Genomic DNA, 20,684 nt, shown 5'->3' with positions numbered 1-20,684 from the left:
CCCGGGGGGCTTGCCCCCGGTTCGGGAAGGGGCGGGGGGCTTGCCCCCGGTTCGGGAAGGGGCGGGGGGCTTGCCCCCGGTTCGGGAAGGGGCGGGGGGCTTGCCCCCGGTTCGGGAAGGGGCGGGGTAGGGAAAAGCCCCGCGCAGCGGCAGGCGCCACGCCCCCGCCGCGCTAGAACAGGGGCAGCTGGCCGGGGAACGGCGGCAGCTCGTAGCCGTCCAGGGTGCGCTGCGACGCCGCGGCGGGAGCCGCGCGCTTCGAACCGGCACACAGGGTCAGCTCGGCGGTGGCGGCCCGGGTGCGCGGGTCGTGGCGTACGAAGCGGCCCGCGACGACGGCGACCTCACGGCCACAGAACGGGCACGGGCGGCGCGGGGAGGTCGACGACATGGCCCTCACTCTGCCAGCCGTCAGCCGGCCGTCGGCTTCGGCCCCTGGAGCCGCTCCATCTCGCGCCGGTCGCGCTTCGTCGGCCGGCCCGCGCCCCGGTCGCGCACCGCCACCGGCGCGACGAACTCGCGGGGCGGGGGCGGCGGGCTGTTGTCGACGTAGCACTCGGCCGCCGCGGGGGCGCCCACGCGCTTGCGGATGATCCGCGAGACGACCACGATCCGCTCCCGGCCGGCGTGGAACAGCCGTACCTCGTCGCCCGCCTTCAGCGCGTGCGCCGGCTTGACCCGCTCGCCGCCGACGCGGACATGGCCCGCCTTGCAGGCCGCCGCCGCCTGGGAGCGGGTCTTGGTGAGTCGTACGGACCAGATCCAGACGTCGATCCGTACCGTCCCGGCGCTGGTCGTCCCCTCGTCTGAAGCCATGGGTCCGAGGGTACGACCGCCCGGCTGCTCCCCGCGCACGAAGCGCACTACTATGCGCACGATCTCCCGTCCGGAGGGGACGCCTCCGGACTGGGGCAACATCTCTGACTTGTCGCCACATGTCGTGCCACACAACGGGAACAGAGCATTCCAATTGTGTCCGGCACACCTCCGGAAGCAGTGGAGAACAGCATGAGCCACACCTCCGGCAGAGGGCTCCAGCCCAACGCCCTCGGCACCTTCGAAACGATCGTGATGGCCGTCGCGGGCAGCGCCCCCGCCTACTCCCTCGCCGCCACCACCGCCGTCCTCGTCGGCGCCGTCGGCCTCGCCAGCCCGGCCGCGCTGCTCTACTGCGCGATCCCCATGCTCGGTATCGTCCTGGCCTTCGGCCGCCTCGGCCGCATCGACGTGAACGCGGGTGCCACCTACTCCTGGGTGGGCCGCACCCTGCACCCCTTCCTCGGCTTCATCAGCGGCTGGGCGCTCGTCGTCGCCGCCACGATCTTCATGGTCGCCGGATCGCTTCCCGCAGGTCAGATGACCCTTTCCCTCGTCGACCCGGACCTCGCGTCGAACACCGCGCTCGCCACCGCCGCCGGCGCCGGCTGGTTCCTGCTGATGCTCGCCGTCGTACTCGGCGGTGCCCGCCTCTCCGCCCGCGCCCAGTTGCTGGTCTCCGGCGTCGAGCTCGCGATCCTTGCCCTCTTCGCGCTCGGCGCGCTCCTCCACAACGGCGCGGCGGCCGCCTTCGACTGGTCCTGGCTCGGCTTCGGCCACTTCGACGGCTTCACCGGCTTCGCCGCGGGCACCCTGATCGCCGCCTTCTACTACTGGGGCTGGGACGTCACCAGCAACCTCAGCGAGGAGACCCGCGACAGCCGCCGCACCGCCGGGCTCGCCTCGCTGGTCGGAGTGGGCGTCGTCTTCCTGCTGTTCGTCGTCTTCACGATCGCCGTCAACGTCATCCTGACGAGCGAGCAGATCTCCGCGCACGACACCAACGTCCTCGCGGTCCTCGGCGAGGTGATCTGGCCCGGCGTCGGCGGCAAGCTGATGGTCCTGGCCGTCGTGCTCTCCACCATCGCCACCCTGGAGACCACCCTGATCCAGGTCACGCGCTCGCTCTTCGCGATGGGCCGCGACCGTACGATGCCGTCCGCGCTCGGCCTCGTGCACCGCCGCTGGAACACCCCGTGGGTCGCGGTCGCCGTCGTCGGCACGGTCGCGCTCGTCCTCTTCGTCGCCTCGAACGCGCTCGGCTCGACCGAGCAGATCATGTCGGACGCGCTCGCCGCGATCGGTCTCCAGACGACGCTGTACTACGGGCTCGCGGGGCTCGCGGCCGTCGTCGCCTACCGCAAGACGCTGCTGGCCTCCCCGAAGGACTTCGTCCTCGGCGGGGCCTGGCCGCTGCTCGGTTCGCTGTTCATGTTCTGCGTCTTCGCGGCCTCGCTCACCGAACTCAGCGCGGCGGCGATCGCGATCGGCCTCGGCGGGCTGGCCGCCGGCGTCGTCCCGATGCTCTGGTACTGGCGGCAGGGCAGCGCGTACTACACCCCCGCGCGGCTCGACGCCACCCGCGCCATCCCGATCGACGCGGTGCACGTCGGTTCCGGATCGGAGCGCGGGGGCCGCCGGGACTACGCCGACGCCGGATTCCCCACCGACTTCTGACACCGGCTCCGTGACCCCGGATTCCCGACCGCCGACTCTCTGATCAGGAGGTGCCCCGATGGCCGTACTCCGCCGTCGTTCCGGTTCCGGTTCCGGTCGCGCACCCGACTTCGACCCGGACTTCGGCGACCGGCCGCTGACCGCGGCCCGGCAGGACATCGTGATCGGCCGCTGGCAGGGCGTACGCGACCTGCTGCGCGCCACGGGCGAGGACTGGGCCCTGCGCACCCACCGGCTGCGGCTGCTCGCGAACGCGGCCGCGAGCAGCTCCGTGGTGGAGGCGTGGCGGGCGGCCGAGCCGGACAGCCCGGACGCCGCGGTGCTGCGGGCCGCGACCGAGGTCGTACGGGTCTTCAACCAGGCCATCGAGGCCGGACGCGGTGCCGAGATCGACCGCGCCCGCATCGACGTCGCCGTCATGACCTGCCTGAGCGCGGCCGACGCGTGCCCCGCCGACCCGATGCCCTGGGTGTCGCTGCTGACCGTGGCGCGGCTGTACGGCGACGGAGTCGGCCGGGCGGAGCTGCGCGAGTGGTGGGAGGAGCTGCGCCGCCGCGACCCGTACAACACCGAGGGCCACGTGCAGCTGCTGCGCTACCACTCGGCGCGCTGGCACGGCACGCACGGCCGGATGTACGACTTCGCCCGCGACGCGGCGGGCGCGGCGCCCGCGGGATCGCCACTGGCGGTGCTGGTGCAGATCGCGCGGGTGGAGGAGTACCGGTACGTCGCGGCGGCGGCCAGGGGCCGTCCGGTGCGCGGCTTCGACCAGCACTGGCACCACGAGCTGGCCGTGACGGAGGTACGCCGGACCCAGGAGCGGTGGCTGGGCGGGCGGCCGCCGGGACCCGTGGCCCCGGAGGAGGTCGGCGAGCTCAACTACCTGGCCCACGCGGCCTGCTGGGCGGGCCTGCCGGACGAGGCGCGGGAGTCCTTCGCGCTGCTGGACGGACGCGCGGCGCGGGTGCCGTGGGCGTACACGGGGGACGCGGCGGAGCAGTACACGAGGTGGCGCGACCAGGTGGGCGCGGAGCGCGGAAAGGGCTGAAGTCCGCCGGTGACGGCAGGCTCCAGCCCCTTCGGCGGGTGGCCGCTACACGCCGATGTCGCGGCCGTCCCTGCGGTACACCGCCACCACCGACGGGCGGACGAGCTTGCCCGGTCCGTCCGGCCACGCCGACGCCGGCTTCTCGACGCTCGCGCCGTCGACCTCGCCCGGGTGCTGGACCGCGACGAGCACCCGGCGGTCCTGGATGACCGGACCGCAGGTCTCGGCGCCCTTCGGGACGGTCAGGAACTGCTTCAGCTCACCGCGCCGCTCGCCGCGCGTCGCCACGCCGAACAGGCCGTCGTGGGAGCCGAGCTGGTTGCCGTCGGTGGAGAGCCACAGGTTGCCGTGCGGGTCGAAGGCCACGTTGTCCGGGCAGGAGATCGGGCTGACCCGGTCCTTCGGGAAGCCCGCGAAGTACGTCGCCGGGTCGTCCGGGTCGCCCGCGACCAGGAAGAGCCGCCAGGCGAAGCCGTCGGACGCCGGGTCGTCCCAGTGCTCGGCCAGCTCCAGGACCTGGCCGTGCTTGTTGAGGTTGCGCGGGTTGGCCTCGTCGGCGCCCGCCTTGCCGGGCTTGCCCCGGTCGGTGTTGTTCGTGAGGGCGATGTACACGCGGCCGGTGCGGGGGCTCGGCTCGACGTCCTCGGGGCGGTCCATCTTGGTCGCGCCGACCTTGTCGCCCGCGAGGCGGGTGAAGACGTACACCTCTTCGGCCGTCATGCCGGGGACGTGCGAGGTGGTGCCGGTGGCGAGCGGGATCCAGACGCCGCTGCCGTCGAACTCGCCGTCGTCGGGGAGCTTGCCCGTGCCGTCGATCTCGCCGGGGGAGTCACCGGTGATCCTGGCGACGTACAGCGTGCCCTCGTCGAGGAGGGTGAGGTTGTGCTCGCGGGCGGCCCGCGAGTTCCCCTTCTTCATCCGCTTCGAGGAGACGAACTTGTAGAAGTAGTCGAAGCGCTCGTCGTCGCCCATGTAGACGACGGGGCGGCCGTCGGCGGTCAGCCGGGGCTGCGCGGCCTCGTGCTTGAAGCGGCCGAGCGCGGTGCGCTTGCGGGGCGTCGAGTCGGGGTCGTACGGGTCGAGCTCGACGACCCAGCCCTGGCGGTGCGGCTCGTTCGGCTCCTGCCTGACGTCGAAGCGCTGGTCGAAGAGCTCCCACTTGCGCTCGGTGGCGCCGGAGCCGATGCCGTAGCGCTTGTCGGTGGCGCTGGAGCCGTTGGCGAAGTACTGGTTGAAGTTCTCCTCGCCGTGCAGGGTCGTGCCCCACGGGGTGGTGCCGCCGGCGCAGTTGTTGAGCGTACCGAGGACCTTCTTGCCGGTCGGGTCGGCGGAGGTCTTCAGGAGCGCGCTGCCGGCGGCGGGGCCGGTCAGCTCGAAGACGGAGGTCGTGTGGAGGCGGCGGTTGAGGTGGTGACGGGTGACCGGCGTGAGCCTGCCGGACCTGCGCTCCTCCTGGACGACGACGACGGACAGGCCGTGGGCGGCCCAGGCGGTCTCGACCTGCTCGCGGGTGGGCTCGGCCGGGTCGTATCCCCTGAACATCAGGATTTCGTCCGTGTACTCGTGGTTGGCGACGAGTACCTGGCGGCCGTGCTCACCGGGGAGGGGGAGCAGGGAGAGGAAGTCGTTGTTGTAGCCGAACTGGCCGGCCTGCGCCTTGGCGGACTGCTGGTCCGGGTCGAAGGCGGGGGCGCCGCGGAGGATGGGCTCGCCCCAGCGGATCACCACGTTCTGGGCGTAGCCGTCGGGGACCGTGACGGCGTCGGCGGTGTTGGGCGCGACGGGCGCGAAGCGCAGCCCGCGCGCGCCGTCGTCCTTGCCCTTGCCGGCCGGGGGCTTTGGGCGGCCTTCCGCCGCCACGGCCTGCGGGGCGGCGGAGCCGGCGAGGGCCGAGGCTCCGGCGGCGGTGGCCACGGTCACCACGGCGGCCGCGCGCATCATCGACCGTCTCGACAGAGCGCCGGCTATGACGTCACCGGCGTACTCGTTGTCGCTGGTGTTCGGGACGTCCTGGAAGCAGGCGTCTCCGCAGCGGTAGCGACAGGTCAGCGCGGAGCGCCCACCCGGGTGCGGCGAGTTGAGCAGCGGCAGCAGATTGCGCACGGACCCCTCCAAATGGGCTGTACGGGCAGTGTTTCGGCGCGCCCCGCGCCGACATCGTGTTCGTGTCGGAATGTCTCCGGCCGTGACGTTAGGGGCGTGCGTGCGCGTTCCGGCGGCCGTGGGGTGAACGCGGGGTGAATGCGTGACGGCCGTGCGGGAGTTGCCGTGGCGGTGAGGGGCGCGTACGGGGTACGGAGCGCGGGGCCGGCGCCGGGGCGGCCCGAGGGGCGCGGTGGGTGTCCGTGCCCGCCGGCGCGAGCCGCGTGCGCCCGGAACGCGCCCGGAACCGGAACGGCACGGCTGACCCTCCCGAAGATCAACGGGCGGGGCCGCTAACCTTACGTGTCCGCCCTGGCCAGGGTTGATCCCACGGGTGCGGACGTGCATCGCACCCAACTCATGCGAAAGGCCTCGCCCATGGGCATTCGGAGCTTGCTGCGCAAGGTGTTCGGACGCGATCGAGCGGAGAGCAACGAGCAGCCGCCGACACGGGAGACCTCGACGGCAGCTTCCGTTCCGTCCCAGGCCGAACGGAAGCCGGACCCGGTCTCCGCGCCGGAACCGGAGTCCGCACCGGAACCGGAATCCGCGTCCGCCGAGGTCAGGGAGACGGTGGCCTCCGTACCCGCCCCGTCGCAGACCTCGGCCCAGGAGGACGAAACGGCGGTGGAGAAGCCGGCCAGGAAGCCGACGGCACCGGGCATCGCATCGGACCTGGTGGCCGCGGCCTTCGACAATCCGCCCGCGCCCGCGTCCCGCACGACGACTCCCCCGCCGGGGCCGAACGTCCCCGCCCAGTCCACCCCGGCAGACCCGCCCCCCGTGCCCCCCTCGACCCCGGTCACGGTCCCCTCGCAGCCCACCGACCCCGAGGCGAACGCGGCCACCACCGAGCCGGTCGCGGCAGAAGCCCCCGTCGAAGCCCCCGCCGAGCCCATCGCTGCCGACAAGGCCGACAAGGCCGACGATGTCGCACCGGCAACGGCCCCGGAGCCCACCGAACCCGCCGAGGAGGCCGCGCCCGAGCCCGCCGCGACCGCCACCCCGGAGCCCGAGCCCGCCACGACGGAGACCGCCCCGGCCACCGAACCCGAGGCCGAACCCGAGCCCGAGCCGGCGCTCACCCCCGCCACCGTCGCCGCCCCGGAAGCAGAAGCAGAAACGGCCACCGAGCCCGAGCCGACCGGCGAAGCCCCGGCCGACGCCCAGCCGGCCGCCACGCCCCAGCCGGCCGCCGACCCGGAGCCGGTCACCGCCGACGCCGAGCCGATCACCGAGCCCGCCGCGACCGCCACCCCGGAGCCCGAGCCCGCCACGACGGAGGCCGCCCCGGCCACCGAACCCGAGCCCGAGCCGGCGCTCACCCCCGCCACCGTCGCCGCCCCGGAAGCAGAAGCGGAAACGGAAGGGGAAGGGGAAGGGGAAGGGGAAACGGTCACCGAACCCGAGCCGCTCGCCGCCGAAGAGGAGCCCCCCGGCCAGAGCGCGGACGACGACAGCCAGAGCACCGACGACAGCGACAGCAGCGTCGTCGGCGACGGCGCCGTCGGCGACGGCCGGGAAGGCAGGGGGTCCGCCCTTTCCCTCGCGGACATCACGTCACGCGCCCCCGCACTCGCCGCGCACTACCAGGCCGCCGGGGCTGCACTCGACGCCGAGCAGCTCGCCGGGGCGCGGGCGGACGTGTACCTGGTTCTCGACCGGTCCGGGTCCATGCGGTCGTTCTACAAGGACGGCAGCGCCCAGCACCTCGCCGACCGGACCCTCGCCCTCGCCGCGCACCTCGACGGGGACGCCGCCGTGCACGTCGTGTTCTTCTCGACCGACATCGACGGAACCGTCGACGTGGACCTCGGTGAGTACGAGGGCCGGGTGGACGAGGCGCATGCCGCCATCGGACACATGGGGCGTACGAGCTACCACCGCGCCGTCGAAGAGGTCGTCGCGCACCACGAGAAGTCCGGCAGCGGCCGCCCCGCCCTGGTCGTCTTCCAGACGGACGGTCCCCCCGACGCCAAGGGACCCGCCAAGCAGGCCCTGGCCGACGCCACGGAAAAGTCCCTCTTCTGGCAGTTCGTCGCGTTCGGTGAGCACGACGCCAAGGGCTTCGACTTCCTCCGGAAGCTCGACGTCCCCAACGCCGCCTTCTTCCACGCGGGCCCGGCCCCGCGCGAGGTCGCGGACGCCGACCTGTACGCACAGCTGGTCCAGGGCCTGAAGGGTCTCAAGACCTAGGCGAGGGCCTCGAGGCCCAGGCAGGGGCCTCAGGGTCCAGGCGGCGGGACGGTGACGGCGGTGCCCCGGAGCGCGGGGCACCACCGTCACCGTCCCGCCGTTTTATGCGTGTGAGTGGATCACCTGTGGGCCGTTAGGATTTCGACCATGGCGGCCACTGGATCCGAGAAGCAGGGGACGAAGGCGTTCTACGTCACGACCCCGATTTACTACGTCAACGACGCTCCTCACCTGGGCCACGCCTACACGACCGTTGCAGGTGACGTGCTCACGCGCTGGCACCGTCAGCGCGGCGAGAAGGTGTGGTACCTCACCGGCACGGACGAGCACGGTCAGAAGATCATGCGCACTGCCGAGGCGAACGGGGTCTCGCCCCAGGAGTGGTGCGACAAGCTCGTCGAGGATGCCTGGAAGCCCCTCTGGGAGCACCTGGACATCGCGAACGACGACTTCATCCGCACGACGGAGAAGCGGCACACCGACCGTGTGCAGGAGTTCGTGCAGGACCTGTACGACAAGGGCGAGATCTACAAGGGCGGGTACGAGGGCCCGTACTGCGTGGGCTGCGAGGAGTACAAGCTCCCCGGTGATCTCATCGAGGCCGAGGACGGCACGAAGCTGTGCCCGGTCCACAAGAAGCCGGTGGAGATCCTCAAGGAGGAGAACTACTTCTTCAAGCTCAGCGAGTACGGCCCGAAGCTCCTGGAGTTCTACGAGGCCAACCCCGGCTTCGTCCAGCCCGAGTCGGCCCGCAACGAGGTCCTGAACTTCGTGCGGCAGGGCCTCCAGGACCTGTCCATCTCGCGCTCGACGTTCGACTGGGGCATCCCGGTCCCGTGGGACGAGAAGCACGTCATCTACGTGTGGGTCGACGCTCTCCTCAACTACGCCACCGCCGTCGGCTACGGCGCGGACCAGGCGAAGTTCGACGCGACGTTCCCGGCCGACGTCCACCTGGTCGGCAAGGACATCCTGCGCTTCCACGCGATCATCTGGCCCGCGATGCTGATGGCGCAGGGCCTGCCGGTCCCGGGCCGGGTCGCGGCCAACGGCTGGCTGATGGTCGGCGGCGAGAAGATGTCGAAGTCGAACCTGACCGGCATCAAGCCGCAGGACCTGACCTCGCACTTCGGCGTGGACGCCTACCGCTGGTACTTCCTGCGGGCGATCGCCTTCGGCCAGGACGGCTCGTTCTCGTGGGAGGACTTCAGCGCCCGCTACACGAGCGAGCTCGCCAACGACTTCGGCAACCTCGCCTCGCGCGTGGCCGCGATGGTCGGCAAGTACTTCGGCGGCACGCTGCCGGAGGCGACGGCGGCCGGTGACGCGGAGACGGCGGTCCAGGAGGGCCTCACGAAGGCGCTCGCCGAGGCCGACCGGAAGATCGGCGAGGAGCTGGACTTCCAGGGCGGCATCCTGGCGATCTTCGACTTCGTGAAGCAGGTCAACGGCTACATCACGGAGCAGGAGCCGTGGAAGGTGGCCAAGGACGAGTCGCCCCGGGGCCGGGCCCGTCTCGCGACGATCCTCTACACGGCCGCCGAGTCGCTGCGCGCGATGGCCGTCCTGCTGAACCCGGTCATGCCCGAGACCTCGCAGAAGCTGTGGGACTCCCTGGGCGCGGAGGCGCCCCTGGGCGCCCTCGACGGCCGGCCGGTCCAGGACGCGGCCACGTGGGGGCAGCTCCCGGCCGGTGTGACGGTGACGAAGGGCGCGGTGCTGTTCCCCCGCCTGGAGGACCCGAAGAAGGCGTAAGACGTACCCGTACGGCGTACGAGGGGGCAGGGCCTGGACCACACCACCGGGCCCTGCCCCCTCGTCGACCGCCCCCCGCCGTTCCCGGCCCCCGGCGGGGAGGCAGCCCCAGAGGGCCGGTCACATGTCCGCTCAAGGTGATTATTGTCTCGACCGATTGGTGCGGGGACGGTGCGCGTCATACGGTCGGCGGTCGGCCTTCTTCGCCATCGCTCGTCCCGCCTTCCCGGTGCGAGAAGACCGGCCGCCCCCCAACGGCTTCCCCCATTCGCTCGTTCCTCCCTGCCAGGAGCCCCGCCCGTGCCCTCTACCGGACTCCCCCAACGCCGCCGCGTCGTGCAGCTCTCCGCGCTGCTCGCGGTGCTCGCGGCATTCGCAGCTCAGCTCGTCGGCGCACTGCTGGCCCATGTGCCGGTGTTCGTCGCCGCCTCCGCCGCGGGTCTCGCGCTCGATCTGTACCTCCAGTACAAGCGGCCCGCCCTGCTCTCGAAGCTGAACCGAATACGTTTCGACGTCACCGTCCGGCAGCTGCTGCGCGACATGCTGATCCTGGTCGGCCTGTTGCGCATCGACGACATCCAGCCGCTGCGTGAGCACTCCCCCCTCACCCTCGCGCTGCTCTTCTTCTACGCACTGCACTTCGTCTGCCAGGCGGTGGCGCTGATGGTCCGGCGCGTGCGCACGCTGCCCATCGTCACCCGCAACATCGACGTCTCGGCGCTGCGCCCCTCCACCGCTCCCCCGCGGATCCTGGCCCGCCGCCCCGGCCACCGGCTGCTCGCCTTCTCCGTGCCCGCCACCGCCGGCCTGCTGGTCACCGCGGTCACCGGGGACGTGTACGGCGGCGCCGCCGGCATCGGCGTCTCCCTCCTCCTGATGGCCGCCGGCACCGTCCGCCTGGCCACCTGGCTGCTGCCGAAGAAGCGCCCCGCCACCCCGCAGGAGACGCTGGAGTGGCTGGACGCCTGGCTGGCGGAGTACCGGCCGACCGTGGCGATGTACTTCTCCGGCGGCACCACCTCGGCGTACCAGGCGAACATGTGGCTCTCCACGCTCTCCGAACTGGACGGCAAGCCGCTGATCGTGCTGCGCGAGCGCTTCATGGTGCAGAAGATCCAGGCCACGGACGTGCCGATCATCTGCATCCCCAAGGTCGCGCACATGTTCGCGCTGGAGAACTCGACGCTGAAGATGATGCTGCACCCGGCGAACTCCGGTAAGACCTCGCAGGTGCTGCGCATCCCCTCCATCAAGCACGCCTTCACCAACCACGGCGAGAGCGACAAGCTGTCCAGCTGCAACCCGTACGCCAAGGCGTACGACGAGGTGTGGGTGGCCGGCCCGGCGGCGCGCGAGCGCTACCAGCTCGCCGAGACCGGCGTCGACGACAAGGACGTGGTGGAGGTGGGCCGCCCGCAGCTGGCCCCGATCCTGCCCTACGCGGGCGCTCCCGAGGGCACGTACACGACCGTGCTGTACGCCCCCACCTGGGAGGGCTGGGACGGCAACCCCGGCAACACCTCGGTCGTCCTGGCCGGCGAGAACCTCGTCCGCGCGCTCCTGGCGGACGACCGCGTACGGCTGCTCTACAAGCCGCACCCGATGACCGGCTCCGTCGACCCGGAGGCCGGGGCCGCCGACAAGCGCATCCGCGCGATGATCGCCGAGGCCAACACCGGGCGCTCCGGCCCCCGCCCCGGCCCCGAGGCGGCCGCCGAACTCGACCGCCGCACCGCCGAACTCGACCGGCTCACCAGCACCGGCTTCCGGACCGGCGTGGACGAGCTGGAGCGGATGCTGCTCCAGGGCTCGCCCGAGGAGGGCCGCGCGGCGGCCGTCGCCGCGGCCGCCGCGGCCTGGGAGGCGGCCTACTGGGCGTCGTTCCCCGAGTGGGAGCACCGGATCGTCGTCACCGCGCGCCCCGGCATATACAGCTGCTTCAACCAGGCCGACCTGCTGATCAGCGATGTGTCGAGCGTCGTCTCGGACTACCTGTACAGCGAGAAGCCGTACGCCGTGGCCAACACCAGCGGCATGACGGAGACCGAGTTCCGGGCCGGCTTCCCGACCGTGCGGGCCGCCGCCGTCCTCACCCCGGACGCGTCCGGCGTCCCGGAGCTCCTGGAGTCCGTGCGCCACCCGGAGAAGGACCCGTACAGGGAGGCCCGCGCCGAGCTGAAGGAGCACCTCCTCGGCCCGTCCGACCCGCCCTCCCTGGTCCGCTTCAACGCGGCGGCCCTCGCCCTGTGCGCCAAGGCCGACGAGCGCCGCGCCCGGATGACGACCCGCCTCGCCGCGGAGGTTCCGGCTCAGCGCACGGCCGGGTTCGAGGACGCCTCCGGGGAACTCGACTCCGACCCGGCCGGCTCCGAGGAGCCGGCCAACGCCTGACGGCCCGACAGCACCAGACGCCACGGAAGCCGGCCGGGCCCCGGTCCGCTCCCGCCCTTCGCCCCGCCGGTCACCCGACCGGCGGGGCGACGTGCTGTGCGCCCGCTCAGTCGCGCAGCGACGCCGCGTCGCCCATCACCACCACCGGGTTCTTCGCCGGGTCGACCGTGCGCAGGAGGTGCTTCATCACGTCCTTGCGCAGGGACACGCAGCCCTGCGTCGGGCCGTCGTGGTCCACGTGCAGCCAGATGCCGCCGCCCCGGGCCGCGCCGAGGGGGCGGGTCCAGTCCAGCGGGGTGGTGCCGGGCTCGCGGTTGTAGTCGATGGCGATGACGTAGTCGAAGGAGCCCGTGAGCGGCTCGCCCAGGGAGCCCGTGCCGCGGGCGGTGAAGGCGGGGCCCTGGTCGTACGGCAGCTTCGTGCCCGGGTCGGGGAGCAGGCCGCCCGCGTCGGTCAGGGTGAAGACGCCGATCGGGGAGCGCAGGTCGCCGTGCACGTGCTTGTCGGTCCAGCCGCGCAGGCCGTTGTGGGTGGGCCAGGAGGTGCCGGGGCGCCAGGGGGCGCCGGGGCGGTCGCGCTCGTAGAGGACCGCCGTGCCCCGGTTCTCGTCGCGGCCCTCTCCGGTGACGACGAGTGCCTGGCGGGTGCGGCCGGGGACCCGGGCGAGGGTCTTGGGGCCCAGGCCCGGGAGCCGGAGCAGCGGGCGCCTCTGCGGCGACGCGGGCCGGTCCGGTGCGACCCTGCCCGCCTTGCCGCCGGACGCCTGGTGCGCCGGCGCGCCGGGCCGCGCGTCGGCCCGCGGCGCCCCGGTGGCGGGGGCGGCGGAGCCGGTACTGGTACTCGTGGTGTTCGTGCCCGTACCGCAGCCCGTCGCCAGGAATGCGGCTGCCGCCAGCAGCGCGGTCAGCGGGGCGATGGTCCGGTTCCGGCGCTTCATTTCGTTCCCTTCGTCGTCCTGCTGCCGAACGGACCGCCTCGACGCGTTCCGCGCGGAGGCCGGCCACACAGGCCCTCGCTTCCAGGAAGCATCCGCGACATGGAAGAAGGGGCCCGGAACCGGTCGGTTCCGAACCCCTTCAACCTAAGCGCACTACTTGTCGGAAACCGGCTTCCGCAGCTGAATGTTGAGCTCCCGCAGACGGGCCTCGTCCAGCGTCGTCGGCGCGCCCATCATCAGGTCCTGGGCGTTCTGGTTCAGCGGGAACGCGATCGTCTCGCGGATGTTCGGCTCGTCGGCGAGCAGCATCACGATGCGGTCGATGCCCGGGGCGATGCCGCCGTGCGGCGGGGCGCCGAACTGGAAGGCACGGAGCATGCCCGCGAACTCGCGCTCGACGGTCTCCTTCGAGTAACCGGCGATCTCGAACGCCTTGAACATGACGTCGGGCTCGTGGTTGCGGATCGCGCCGGAGGACAGCTCGACACCGTTGCAGACGATGTCGTACTGCCAGCCCAGGATGTCCAACGGGTCCTGGGTCTCCAGGGCCTCGATACCGCCCTGCGGCATCGAGAAGGGGTTGTGCGAGAAGTCGATCCTGCCGGACTCCTCGTCCTTCTCGTACATCGGGAAGTCGACGATCCAGCAGAACCGGAAGACGCCCTCCTCGAAGTGACCGGCGCGCTTGGCGGCCTCGACCCGGACCGCCGACATGATCTTGGAGACTTCGTCGAACTCGCCCGCGCCGAAGAAGACCGCGTGGCCGGGGGCCAGTGACAGGCGCTCGGTGAGGACCTTGACGTTCTCCTCGGTGAGGAACTTGGCGATCGGGCCGCTCAGCGAACCGTCCTCGCCGACGCGCACCCAGGCCAGGCCCTTCGCGCCGTGCTCGACGGCGTAGTCGCCGAGGCCGTCGAAGAACTTCCGGGACTGGCCCGCCGTGTCCGGCACCGGCAGCGCGCGCACGTGCTTGCCGGCGAACGCCTTGAACTCCGAGCCGGCGAAGACGTCGGAGATGTCGACGAGCTCCAGCTTGGCGCGCAGGTCCGGCTTGTCGTTGCCGTACTTCAGCATCGACTCGCGGAACGGGATCCGCGGGAAGGGCGACGTGACGTGGCGGCCGCCTCCGAACTCCTCGAAGAGCTCGGTCATCAGCTTCTCGATCGGCTGGAAGACGTCCTCCTGCTCGACGAAGCTCATCTCCACGTCGAGCTGGTAGAACTCGCCCGGCGAGCGGTCGGCGCGGGCGTCCTCGTCGCGGAAGCACGGCGCGATCTGGAAGTAGCGGTCGAAGCCCGAGATCATCAGCAGCTGCTTGAACTGCTGCGGGGCCTGCGGCAGCGCGTAGAACTTGCCGGGGTTGAGGCGGGACGGAACGACGAAGTCCCTCGCACCCTCGGGAGACGTCGCCGTCAGAATGGGCGTCGCCATCTCGTTGAAGCCGAGGGCCACCATCTTGGAACGGATGGAGGCGATGACGGCCGAGCGCAGCATGATGTTGCGGTGCATGCGCTCGCGGCGCAGGTCGAGGAAGCGGTACTCCAGACGGCGCTCCTCACCCACCCCGTCGTCGGTGTTGATCTGGAACGGCAGCTGCTGCGACTCCCCCAGCAGCTCGACCTCCGCGACCTCGACCTCGATCTCACCGGTGGGCAGCTCCGGGTTGACGTTGTCGGCGCCGCGCGAGACGGCCCGGCCGTCGACGCGGACGACCGACTCCTTGTTGAGCTTGTCGAGGACGTCGTACGCCGGGGTGCCGGGGCGGGCGACGAGCTGCGTGATGCCGTAGTGATCGCGCAGATCGATGAAGAGGATGCCGCCCAGGTCTCGACGATTGTGCAGCCAGCCGCTCAGCCGGACGTCGGTGCCGACGTCAGAGGCGCGGAGCTCGCCGCAGGTGTGGGACCTGTACCGATGCATCGTCGTTCATCCAGCCTTCGGGATTCGGGGTTGTCACAAGACACTCCAGGTTACCGCCCGGCGCCTCTCCTTTTTCTGGCCCGGCCTTCGCACGGCCGGCCCGGCTGCGACCTGTAAAGATGAAGCAATGCGTACCGAGGACATCCTGGCCGCCATCGCGACCGGCCTGTGGCACTGGGACAACGCATCCGGGGTCGTCACGCTCGACGCGGAGGCCGCCCGGCTCCTCGGCCTGCCCGCCGAGTCCGTGACGCTTCCCGAGGCCGCCGTGCGCTCCCGCTTCCACCCCGCGGACTGGAACGAGGTCAACGGGATCGTGAGCCTCGCGGCCGCCGAGGGCACTCTCGCCGAGGCCCGGCTCCGGATCATGGATGTGGACGGGCGGCTGCTCAGGACCGTACGCAGCCGTTCCAAGCCGGTCTCCGCCAACGGCGACTACCAGCTCTTCGGCACCCTCCAGGAGGTCGCCGGGCCGCAGCCGGGCGAAGCCGCCCACACCCCGGTCACCGGCGACTGGCGCCGCTCCCGCGAGGCGTTCCTGCTGGACGCGGGGCGGGCGCTCGCGGAGGCGCGGTCCACGTCCGAGGTGCTGCGGGTCGCCGCGTCCCTGTCGATGCCCGGTTTCTCACCGGACAGCCTCGCCGTCTTCGGCTCGTCGGGCAGCCGCATCACGGTCCTGGGACACCACGGGTACGGCCCCGGCGACGAGCTCCCGTTCGCCGACATGCTGCTGGACACGGACCACCCGGCGTCCGAGGTCGTACGGACCGGCCGGGCCATCTACCTCCCGTCCCCCCAGGCGTACAGCCGCCGCTACCCCGCCGGCCGCCCCCTCGCCCGCACCTCCTCCCGCCGCTCCTGGGCCTTCGTACCCCTGACGGTGGCCGGCCGCACCATGGGCGCCTGGATGGCGGGCTTCGCGCACCCCGTCGCGTTCACCCCCGACGAGCGCTCCGTACTGACGACGGTCGCCCGGATGCTCGCCCAGGCGCTGGAGCGGGCCTCGGTGGCCGAGAGCGAGCGCGAGCTGTCGCTCGGCCTCCAGCGGTCGATGATGCCGACGCTGGGCCCGGAGATCCCCGGCATGACGGTGGCCGCGCGGTACGTGCCGACCGGCGGGGGGCTCCAGGTCGGCGGCGACTGGTACGACATGATCCCGCTGCCCAACGGGCGAATAGCCCTGGTCATCGGCGACGTGCAGGGCCACGACGTACGGGCCGCCGGGCTCATGGGCCAGCTGCGCATCGCCCTGCGCGCGTACGCCTCCGAGGGACACCGCCCGGACGCGGTCCTCTCCCGCGCCTCCCGCTTCCTGCACGGGCTGCATGATTTCCCCGGGGCCGACGCCTACGGGCCCGGCGACTACTCCAGCCCGCGCTTCGCGACCTGCCTCTACATCGAGGCCGACCCCGCCACCGGCTTCCTCGACGTGGCCCGCGCGGGCCACCCCGAACCGGCGGTGCTCCTCGGCGACGGGACGGTACTGGTCCGGCCGACCGCCGGCGGCCTGCCCCTGGGCATCGTCCCGGACACGGACTACCCGACGACGCGCCTGGTCCTCGAACCGGGCGAGACGATCATGATCTGTACGGACGGCCTCATCGAGACCGGCGGCCACGACCTGGACACCGGCTGGGCCAGGCTCCGCCGGATCATGGAGGAGCACGCCGGCGACAGCCTGGAGAAGCTCGCCGACGCCCTCGTCTCCGCCGTGCACGGCCCCGCCTCGCACTACACCACGGGCCCGCTCGTGGACCGCCGCGAGGACGACATCGCGCTGCTGCTGCTGTGCCGCGAGGGCGCCGACTGCGGCTGCGGCCCCGGCTCCTCGGCGGGCCCGCGGGTCCCGGTCCGGCGTACGGCGCTGTCCGTGGCCCAGGCCGAGCCGGAGCGCATCGCCGGCGCCCGGCGGCAGCTGCGGGACCTGCTGCACGACTGGACGGACGAGGAGCAGCTCGACGCGGCCGTGCTGATGGTCTCGGAGATGGTCACCAACGTCCTGGTGCACACGGACGGCGACGCCCTGCTGGTCGCCGAGGCGACGGGCGAGCCCGGCGCGCGGCGGCTGAGGGTCGAGGTGGCGGACTCCAGCGACGAGCTGCCGCACAAGCGCCGCCCGGGGGAGATGGCGTCCAGCGGGCGCGGGCTGATCCTGATGGAGATGCTCGCGGACACCTGGGGGGTGGACCCGAGGGGCGAGGGCAAGTGCATCTGGTTCGAGCTCCACGAGGGCGGCGCCTCGCAGGGCCTTTGAGACCCTGTGGCTCCCGGCAGCCCGGCCTCACGGGACCGCGGTGCCGGGAGGGGACGCGTCGGGGCGCTCCCCGCAGGGCGTCGAACGCGACCACCCCGAGGACATCCCCGTGCCCGGACGTCCGGCGCCCGGGGAGACGCCCCGGCGCGGTACCGACCCCGAAGCCCCCGCACCGCGCGGGACGCCGGACCCCGGGACGCCGTACCGGCCCCGCAGGAGCAGAATGGTCGAAAAGACGGACGACCCCATCCCGCCGCCCGCCCTGTCCTGATCGGCCGCCGGGGGGACCACGGAGATCCGCCATGAGCACGCAGAAGACCAGAAGCGACACCGCCGTACTGGCGGACTGCCTGGAGGTGCCGGGCATCGGCTTCCTCCCGGTCAACGCCTTCGTCCTGTTCGCCGACGAGCCGGTCGTCGTCGACACCGGCCTCAGCCTCCCCGACCGGGATTTCCTCGACGTGCTCGGCTCCGCCATCGACCCCGCCGACGTGCGCTGGATATGGCTCACCCACCCCGACCGCGACCACACGGGCGGCCTGTTCGACCTGCTCGCCGCCGCTCCCCGGGCGCGCCTCGTGACCACGTTCATCGGCGCCGGGATCATGTCCACCGAACGCCCCCTGCCGCTCGACCGGGTACGCCTGGTCAACCCCGGCCAGAGCCTGGACGTCGGCGACCGTACGCTCAGGGCCTTCCGGCCGCCGCTGTTCGACAACCCCGCCACCGTCGGCTTCTACGACGACCGGTCGCGGACCTGCTTCAGCTCCGACTGCTTCGGCGGGCCCATGCCCAGCGCGGACCTCGCGGTCGGCGGCGAGGCCGCCGCGCTCGCCACTGCGGACCTGCGCGCCGCCCAGCTGCTGTGGGCCACCGTGGACAGCCCCTGGGTGCACGCCGTCGACACCGGCAAGTACCTCGCCACCGTCGAGCCGCTGCGCGCCATGGCCCCCGAGACCGTCCTGTGCACCCACCTGCCGCCGGCCGTGGGCATCGCCGCGCAGATGCTCGACACGCTCGCGTCGGCCCCCGGCTCGGACCCCTTCGTCGGCCCCGACCAGCAGGCACTGGAACAGATGCTCGCGGGTTTCGAGCCGGTGGCCGGGGGCGCCGTCCCCCCACAGGCCATGTGAGAGCGCGCGCTACCGGCCGGCGTCCGGCGCGGCCTTCGCGCTCTCGCGCTCATGACGCCTGCGCAACTCTCCGATCACCCCGAAGACGGCCGCCGTCAGCGGCACGGCGAGCAGCATCCCCAGGATGCCCGCGACGGACGCCCCGGCCGTGATCGCCAGCATCACCAGGGCCGGATGCATCTGCACGGTCCGGCTCTGGATCACGGGCTGGAGGACGTGCCCCTCCAGCATCTGTACGGCCAGTACGACCCCCAGCGCCCACAGCGCGATCACGAACCCCCGGTCCGCGAGCGCGACGAGCACCGCGACCGCGCCGGAGATGAAGGCGCCGAGGTAGGGGATATACGCGCCGACGAAGACCAGCGCGCCGAGGCCGACCGCGCCGGGTACCCGCAGGACCAGCAGCCCGGCGGTGATGAGGGCCGCGTCGATCAGCGCGATGAACGTCGTACCGCGCATGAAGCCCTCGACGGCCTCGAAGGCGCGGCGGCCCATCGCTTCGACGGTGTCGGCGGTCGAGCCGGGGGCGAGGGCCCGCAGGGCCCCGGCGGCCCGGTCCGAGTCCCGGAGGAAGAAGAACATCAGCAGCAGGGCCAGGACGGCGACCGCGGTCATCTCCCCGACGACGCTGAGCCCGGTGATCACCCCGGACGCCGCGGTCCCGCCGAATCTGCCGAGCAGCTCCCTGGCGTTCCGGGCCACGTCGTCCAGGGAGGTCCCGGCCGCCCCGAAGTGCCGGGCCAGGTCCCCGGCCGCCTGCCGGAGCGAGCCGAGGATCTGGTCGCCGGTCCCGACGAGCGCGTTGACGACGATGTACGAGGCGCCGCCGACGACGGCGACCACAGCGGCACAGGTGAGCAGGGCGGCGAGCGACCGGTTCAGCCGCATCGTGACGAGCCGCCGGTGCAGGGGCCCGAGCAGCGCGGTCCCGAGGAGGGCGAGCAGGACGGGGGTGACGGCGGTCTTGAAGGTGACGCACAGCCAGATCCCCACCGCGACGACCCCGGTGACGAGCAGCGCGACGACACACCAGGCGGCGGCCCGGCGCGCGGACTCGGGAAGGAGCGGCTGAACCGGCTGGGGCGGCTGGGGCGGCTGCACGGCCCCAGCGGACCACGGGCGGCGCGGGGCGGCCCGCCGGCGGGGCCCGCCCGGGTGACGGCCAGCGGCCGCTCACCCGGGCGGATCCACAGCGCTCAGCCCATGCCGTGGACGGCCGGAACGGTGCCGAGGCGGCCCCGCTGGAAGTCCTCGAAAGCCTGCTTCAGCTCCTGCTGCGTGTTCATCACGAACGGCCCGTAGTGCGCCATCGGCTCCCGGATCGGGCGTCCGCCGAGGAGGACGATCTCCAGGTCCGGGGCGTTCGCGTCCTGCTGCTCGTCCGCGCGGACGGTCAGCGAGTCCCCGCCGCCGAAGACCGCGGTCCGGCCCGTGCGGACGGGGCGGCGGTCCGTACCGACGCTGCCGCGACCGGCCAGGACGTACGCCAGCGCGTTGAAGTCCGCACGCCACGGAAGCGTGATCTCCGCACCCGGGCGCAGCGTCGCGTGGATCATCGTGATCGGCGTGTGCGTGATGCCGGGGCCCTCGTGGCCGTCCAGTTCGCCCGCGATGACACGGAACAGCGCGCCCCCGTCCGGCGACGTCAGCAGCTGCACCTGGCCGCCGCGGATGTCCTGGTAGCGGGGGGCCATCATCTTGTCGGAGGCGGGCAGGTTGACCCACAGCTGGAGGCCGTGGAACAGGCCGCCCGACATGACCAGCGACTCCGGCGGCGCCTCGATGTGCAGCAGGCCGGACCCGGCGGTCATCCACTGGGTGTCGCCGCCCCGGATCGTGCCGCCGCCGCCGTTGCTGTCCTGGTGGACGAACGTGCCGTCGATCAGGTACGTGACCGTCTCGAAGCCGCGGTGCGGGTGCCAGGGCGTGCCCTTCGGCTCCCCGGCCCCGTACTCCACCTCGCCCATCTGGTCCATCATGATGAACGGGTCGAGGTACGTGTAGTCGATGCCGGCGAAGGCACGGCGGACCGGGAAGCCCTCGCCCTCGAAACCGCCCGGAGCGGTCGTGACGGCCAGTACGGGACGCGACAGGGCGTCGCTCGGCGCGACGACCTTCGGCAGGGCCAACGGGTTCTCCACGGTCACTGCGGGCATGGCGGGCCTCCTTGTACGTCCACTTTAGTTGAATATAGAACTTCCTGTCACTCTCAACGAGCGGCGCCCGGGGGGAATTCCCCGGGCGCCGGTACGCGGTGAGATCTCGCCACCCGGCCCGCCCTTGCTTCACCTATCGTTTTACAATAGATTTCGATCGTAGGTCGATAGAGGGAGAGATGATGGGAAGGCTGACCGTGCTCGCGCTGCGCGCCGTGCTCGTGGTGCTGCTCGCCGGCTCGTTGTTCGTACAGACGGT

The 20,684-nt window shown here is 72.3% G+C and carries 14 protein-coding genes; 7 read left to right on the top strand and 7 right to left on the bottom strand.

Annotated elements, in window-relative coordinates; genetic code table 11:
- Window positions 1-172: 172 nt before the first annotated feature.
- Both ACWDZ4_RS04190 and ACWDZ4_RS04185 read right to left on the bottom strand, forming a co-directional pair.
- On the bottom strand, window positions 173-391 hold the full coding sequence (locus tag ACWDZ4_RS04190) for a hypothetical protein (protein ID WP_344489312.1): 219 nt from the start codon (window positions 389-391) through the stop codon (window positions 173-175).
- A gap of 20 nt (window positions 392-411) precedes the next feature.
- Window positions 412-816 carry an RNA-binding S4 domain-containing protein gene (locus tag ACWDZ4_RS04185; RefSeq protein WP_450260822.1) on the bottom strand — a complete coding sequence of 135 codons (405 nt, stop codon included), beginning with the start codon at window positions 814-816 and terminating at the stop codon, window positions 412-414.
- Between the two features lie 192 nt (window positions 817-1,008).
- Here ACWDZ4_RS04185 and ACWDZ4_RS04180 point away from each other — a divergent pair, with 192 nt between their 5' ends.
- A complete protein-coding gene (locus ACWDZ4_RS04180) occupies window positions 1,009-2,493 on the top strand; it encodes an APC family permease (RefSeq protein ID WP_451506907.1) in 1,485 nt (494 codons plus the stop codon).
- Between the two features lie 58 nt (window positions 2,494-2,551).
- Entirely contained in the window at window positions 2,552-3,541 is a 990-nt protein-coding gene (locus tag ACWDZ4_RS04175; RefSeq protein ID WP_451506906.1) for a hypothetical protein, read from the top strand.
- A 45-nt stretch (window positions 3,542-3,586) separates the two neighbouring features.
- Here ACWDZ4_RS04175 and ACWDZ4_RS04170 read toward each other — a convergent pair whose 3' ends face one another.
- Window positions 3,587-5,644, bottom strand: a complete 2,058-nt coding sequence (locus ACWDZ4_RS04170; RefSeq protein ID WP_451506905.1) for a PhoX family protein — start codon at window positions 5,642-5,644, stop codon at window positions 3,587-3,589.
- 417 nt (window positions 5,645-6,061) lie between these two features.
- Here ACWDZ4_RS04170 and ACWDZ4_RS04165 point away from each other — a divergent pair, with 417 nt between their 5' ends.
- The 3 genes from ACWDZ4_RS04165 to ACWDZ4_RS04155 all read left to right on the top strand — a co-directional run bounded on the left by ACWDZ4_RS04165 (window position 6,062) and on the right by ACWDZ4_RS04155 (window position 12,025).
- A complete protein-coding gene (locus ACWDZ4_RS04165; protein WP_451506904.1) occupies window positions 6,062-7,879 on the top strand; it encodes a VWA domain-containing protein in 1,818 nt (605 codons plus the stop codon).
- A 147-nt stretch (window positions 7,880-8,026) separates the two neighbouring features.
- A complete protein-coding gene (gene metG / locus ACWDZ4_RS04160) occupies window positions 8,027-9,634 on the top strand; it encodes a methionine--tRNA ligase (RefSeq protein ID WP_451506903.1) in 1,608 nt (535 codons plus the stop codon).
- 300 nt (window positions 9,635-9,934) lie between these two features.
- Window positions 9,935-12,025 (top strand): hypothetical protein, encoded by a 2,091-nt coding sequence (locus ACWDZ4_RS04155; protein WP_451506902.1) that lies wholly within the window; start codon window positions 9,935-9,937, stop codon window positions 12,023-12,025.
- Between the two features lie 106 nt (window positions 12,026-12,131).
- Here ACWDZ4_RS04155 and ACWDZ4_RS04150 read toward each other — a convergent pair whose 3' ends face one another.
- Window positions 12,132-12,962 carry a hypothetical protein gene (locus ACWDZ4_RS04150; RefSeq protein ID WP_451506901.1) on the bottom strand — a complete coding sequence of 277 codons (831 nt, stop codon included), beginning with the start codon at window positions 12,960-12,962 and terminating at the stop codon, window positions 12,132-12,134.
- Window positions 12,963-13,115: 153 nt separating this feature from the next.
- Window positions 13,116-14,882 carry an aspartate--tRNA ligase gene (gene aspS, locus ACWDZ4_RS04145; protein ID WP_451506900.1) on the bottom strand — a complete coding sequence of 589 codons (1,767 nt, stop codon included), beginning with the start codon at window positions 14,880-14,882 and terminating at the stop codon, window positions 13,116-13,118.
- A gap of 127 nt (window positions 14,883-15,009) precedes the next feature.
- Between aspS and ACWDZ4_RS04140 the strand changes: the two genes are divergently transcribed.
- Together ACWDZ4_RS04140 and ACWDZ4_RS04135 are read left to right on the top strand one after the other, a co-directional pair.
- Complete coding sequence (locus ACWDZ4_RS04140) at window positions 15,010-17,136, top strand: SpoIIE family protein phosphatase (RefSeq protein ID WP_451506899.1); 2,127 nt, start codon at window positions 15,010-15,012, stop codon at window positions 17,134-17,136.
- A gap of 302 nt (window positions 17,137-17,438) precedes the next feature.
- Window positions 17,439-18,269 (top strand): MBL fold metallo-hydrolase, encoded by an 831-nt coding sequence (locus ACWDZ4_RS04135; RefSeq protein WP_451506898.1) that lies wholly within the window; start codon window positions 17,439-17,441, stop codon window positions 18,267-18,269.
- A gap of 9 nt (window positions 18,270-18,278) precedes the next feature.
- On the opposite strand, the gene ACWDZ4_RS04130 is transcribed toward ACWDZ4_RS04135, so the two are convergent.
- Both ACWDZ4_RS04130 and ACWDZ4_RS04125 read right to left on the bottom strand, forming a co-directional pair.
- Complete coding sequence (locus ACWDZ4_RS04130) at window positions 18,279-19,370, bottom strand: AI-2E family transporter (RefSeq protein ID WP_451506897.1); 1,092 nt, start codon at window positions 19,368-19,370, stop codon at window positions 18,279-18,281.
- 95 nt (window positions 19,371-19,465) lie between these two features.
- On the bottom strand, window positions 19,466-20,425 hold the full coding sequence (locus ACWDZ4_RS04125) for a pirin family protein (RefSeq protein WP_451506896.1): 960 nt from the start codon (window positions 20,423-20,425) through the stop codon (window positions 19,466-19,468).
- Between the last annotated feature and the right edge of the window lie 259 nt (window positions 20,426-20,684).

The sequence above is a fragment of the Streptomyces sp. NPDC003016 genome (assembly GCF_053591455.1).
Note: the sequence above shows the minus strand (reverse complement) of the source record. Positions and strands in the feature narration are given on the sequence as shown.